Raw genomic sequence first — 4,074 nt, 5'->3', positions numbered from 1 at the left:
GCACCGACCCTGGCGGCGACATCCCTTCGCTGATGGCGCTCGCTTGCGACCACCGCGTCCAGCTGGAAGATGTCGCCGCCAGGGTCGGTGCAGATGTCTCGCGCATCCCCGACTTCAAGGTGCTCACCGTCAAGGCGGCGGCCAAGGTCGCCGCCGGCCGCGACGGCTACGGCATGCTGATCGATGAGAAATACGGCCGCGACGCCATGTTCGAATTCGCCCGCCATCCCTTTGCCTGGCTCGGTCGGCCGGTCGAATTGCCCGGATTGCGGCCGCTGCGGTTCGAATTCTCGCAGGACGTCGGCTCGCAGCTCACCGAATGGCCGGTCGACCATTGCATCAAGTGCCTCTGCTTCTATCATCCGGATGATCCGGAAGCGCTGAAGACAGAGCAGCAGCAAAAACTGCGGACCCTGTTCGAGGCGGCGCGGAAAGTCGGCAGGGAACTGCTCGTCGAGATCATCGCCGGCAAGCACGGCACGCTCGACGACACCACCATTCCGCGCGCCCTTGAAGAACTCTATGCGCTGGGCATCAAGCCCGACTGGTGGAAGCTCGAGCCGCAGGCCTCGGTAGGCGCCTGGGCCAGGATAGAGCAGGTGATCGTCAAGAATGATCCGTGGTGCCGCGGCGTCGTGCTGCTCGGTCTGGAGGCGCCGCAGGACGAGCTGGTCGCCGCCTTTGCCGCCACCGCCAATGCGCCCATCGTCAAGGGATTTGCGGTCGGTCGCACCATCTTTGTCAATGCCGCCGAACAATGGCTGGCCGGCAAGATCTCGGATGACGAGGCTGTCGCCGACATGGCCTCGCGCTTCGAGCAATTGACCGAGGCATGGCTTGCAGCGCGCGGCCGCAAAGCAGCATAAGAAGAACGGGCAGCATATTAGGCGGCACAGGGAAAGCCGGAGGAAACGACAATGACCAAGACCGTTCGCCTGACGATGGCGCAGGCGCTGACCCGCTTTCTCAGCCGCCAGATGACCGAGATCGACGGCAAGAAGGCGCCGATCTTCGGCGGCGTCTGGGCGATCTTCGGCCACGGCAATGTCGCCGGCATCGGCGAGGCGCTCTACCAGGTCCGCGACGAGCTGCCGACCTTCCGCGCCCATAACGAGCAGGCGATGGCGCATGCGGCGATTGCTTACGGCAAGGCGAATTTCCGCCGCCGCTTCATGGCCGCGACCACCTCGATCGGCCCCGGCGCGCTCAACATGGTGACGGCTGCGGCGGTCGCTCACGTCAATCGGCTGCCGGTGCTGCTGCTTCCCGGCGATGTCTTCGCCAACCGCTTGCCCGACCCGGTGCTGCAGCAGGCCGAAGATTTCTCCGACGGCACGGCGAGCGTCAACGACTGCTTCCGCCCCGTCTCGCGCTATTTCGACCGCATCACGCGGCCGGAGCAGATCATCCCGGCGCTGAACCGCGCCATGCAGGTGCTGACCGATCCGGCCGAATGCGGCCCGGTCACGCTTTCGCTCTGCCAGGACGTGCAGGCGGAGGCCTATGATTATCCGGAAAGCCTGTTTGCCGAGCGCGTCTGGACGCCGCGCCGGCTGCGCCCGGATCTCAACGAACTGGCCGTCGCCGTGGCGGCCCTGAAGAACGCCAAGAAGCCGCTGGTGATCGCCGGCGGCGGCGTCCTCTATTCGCAGGCTTCCGGAGAGCTGGCCAAGCTGGTGCAGGGCGCCGGCATTCCGGTTTGCGAGACCCAAGGCGGCAAATCCTCGCTGCCCGACGATCATCCGCTCAACATGGCGGCCGTCGGCGTCACCGGCACATCAGCGGCCAACCGGCTGGCGGAAGAGGCCGATGTGGTTCTTGCCGTCGGCACCAGGCTGCAGGACTTCACCACCGGCTCCTGGGCGCTGTTCAAGAATGCCGGCCGCACCATCATCGGGCTCAATACCCAGGTCTTCGATGCCGGCAAGCACTGGGCGCTGCCGCTGGTTGCCGACGCCACCGAAGGGCTCGCCGAGCTTTCCGCCGCGCTGAAGGGCTGGAAGGCGCCGACCGCCTGGACCGACAGTGCGCTGAAGGGCAAGACGGAATGGCAGGCTGCCGCCGCCAAGGTGACGGCCTCGACCAACGCCGCCTATCCCTCCGACGCGCAGGTGATCGGCGCCGTGCAGCGCGCGATGGGCTCGGGCGTCACGCTTTTGCATGCCGCCGGCGGGCTGCCCGGCGAATTGCACAAGCTCTGGCAAGCGGGCGCGCCCGGTTCCTATCACGCCGAATACGGCTTCTCGACCATGGGCTACGAGATCGCCGGCGGGCTCGGCGTCAAGATGGCGAAACCCGACCAGGAAGTCGTCGTCATGGTCGGCGACGGCTCCTATCTGATGCTCAATTCCGAGATCGCGACGTCGGTGATGCTCGGCCTGAAACTCACCATCGTGTTGCTCGACAATCGCGGCTATGGCTGCATCAACCGGCTGCAGATGGCGACCGGCGGCGCCAACTTCAACAATCTCCTGAAGGACGCTCGCCACGAGGTGATGCCCGACGTCGACTTCGCCGCCCATGCGGCCAGCCTCGGCGCCGTCGCCGAGAAGGTGGCCTCGATTGCTGAACTCGAGACGGCGCTCGCCAAGGCGAAGGGCAACGACAAGACCACCGTGCTGGTCATCGACACCGATCCGCTGGTGTCGACCGAGGCCGGCGGCCACTGGTGGGATGTTGCCGTGCCGGAAGTCTCGTCGCGGCCGCAGGTGAACGCCGCGCGCAAGGCGTATGACGAGAAAAAGCTCATGCAGAGCTTAGGTGATTGAAGCTGGCACTGCCCCTCACCCTTGCCCTGCTCCCCGTGAAGAACGGGGAGCAGGGGGCCGCCACCGCTGAAGCCTGCCCCTTCTCCCCGTCATTTCCAGGGAGAAGGTGCCGGCAGGCGGATGAGGGCGGCGCCGACGAGCGAAAGTTGAACGATCCGAACCTGGAGTGACGACTTGAAAGCCAAACTGGGCATGTCTCCCATCGCGTGGTGGAACGACGATCTCGTGGAATTGAGCGATGATGTGTCGCTGGAGGAGTGTTTGCGCCAGTCGCGCTCGGCCGGCTTCACCGGCATGGAGATGGGCCGCCGCTTCCCCAACGACCCGAAGGTGATGCTGCCGATCCTGAAAGAGGTCGACGTCACGCTCTGCGGCGGCTGGTTCTCCGGCACGCTGGTCGATGAGGACCTGGCAAGCAACAAGAATCGCATCCAGCCGATGATCGACCTGTTCAAGGCGGTCAACGCGCCCTGCATAGTCTATGGCGAGGTCGGCCGCTCCATCCAGGGTGACCGCTCCAAGCCTCTTGCCACCAAGCCACGGCTTTCCGGCGACGAGATGAAGGCCTATGGCCGCCGCGTCACCGAATTCGGCGAATGGTGCGCCGACCAGGGTATGCCGCTTTCCTACCATCATCACATGGCGGCCGTGGTCGAGACCGAGCCGGAACTCGATTCCTTCATGCATCATTCCGGCGAGGGCATCCCGCTGCTGCTCGATGCCGGCCACCTCGCCTTCGCCGGCGGCGATGTGTTGCGCGCCATCGACAACCACCACAAGCGCATCAACCACGTCCATGTGAAGGACGTGCGCATGAACGTGATCGACGGGCTCGACCGCACGAAACAGTCCTTCCTCGATGCCGTCGCGCTCGGCGCCTTCACCGTGCCCGGCGACGGCTCGCTCGATTTCGGCGCGATCGTCCAGCGCTTCGCCGACTACGGCTATGAAGGCTGGTTCGTGGTCGAGGCCGAGCAGGATCCGAAAAAGAACCCGCCGCTGAGGATGGCTGAGGTCGGCCATAAGGAGCTGATGCGGGTGATGACGGCCGCCGGCTATACGGTCGAGACGCAGGGCTTCCCGGCGTAAACGAGTGGATTCGTCCGGCCGCTCGGTCTATCTGATGCGTTTGGACAAGTCCCGGATTGGCGCGATGAAAGACTATGAGCACCCCTTCTTCCGACCGCTGTGGCGGCGCATTGCCGTCGTCGCCGGCTGCCTAATCTGGTCGGTGATCGAATTCGCCTCCGGCACGCCGTTCTGGGGGGTAATCGCGCTCGGCTTCGCCGGTTACGCGGTGTGGCAG

General features: G+C 65.2%; 4 protein-coding genes. All 4 read left to right on the top strand.

The genetic code is table 11. From position 1 onward, the window contains the following. Positions 1–866 (top strand): DUF2090 domain-containing protein (locus tag EOA60_RS21975; protein ID WP_128311877.1); only part of this gene is annotated, 866 nt, incomplete at its 5' end. Positions 867–917: 51 nt separating this feature from the next. Beyond that, positions 918–2,768 carry a 3D-(3,5/4)-trihydroxycyclohexane-1,2-dione acylhydrolase (decyclizing) gene (iolD, locus tag EOA60_RS21970; RefSeq protein ID WP_095825530.1) on the top strand — a complete coding sequence of 617 codons (1,851 nt, stop codon included), beginning with the start codon at positions 918–920 and terminating at the stop codon, positions 2,766–2,768. Positions 2,769–2,942: 174 nt separating this feature from the next. Next, the gene (gene iolE, locus EOA60_RS21965; RefSeq protein ID WP_095825531.1) at positions 2,943–3,857 is read left to right on the top strand and encodes a myo-inosose-2 dehydratase; all 915 of its coding nucleotides are present in this window, start codon (positions 2,943–2,945) and stop codon (positions 3,855–3,857) included. Between the two features lie 64 nt (positions 3,858–3,921). Continuing rightward, a partial coding sequence (locus EOA60_RS39130; protein ID WP_128311875.1) for a DUF3329 domain-containing protein occupies positions 3,922–4,074 on the top strand: 153 nt, incomplete at its 3' end.

It is taken from the genome of Mesorhizobium sp. M1A.F.Ca.IN.020.06.1.1, assembly GCF_004023265.1.
Classification (GTDB): Bacteria; Pseudomonadota; Alphaproteobacteria; order Rhizobiales; family Rhizobiaceae; genus Mesorhizobium.
The sequence above is the reverse complement of the archived record's forward strand: the minus strand, read 5'-3'. Positions and strand labels throughout refer to the sequence as shown.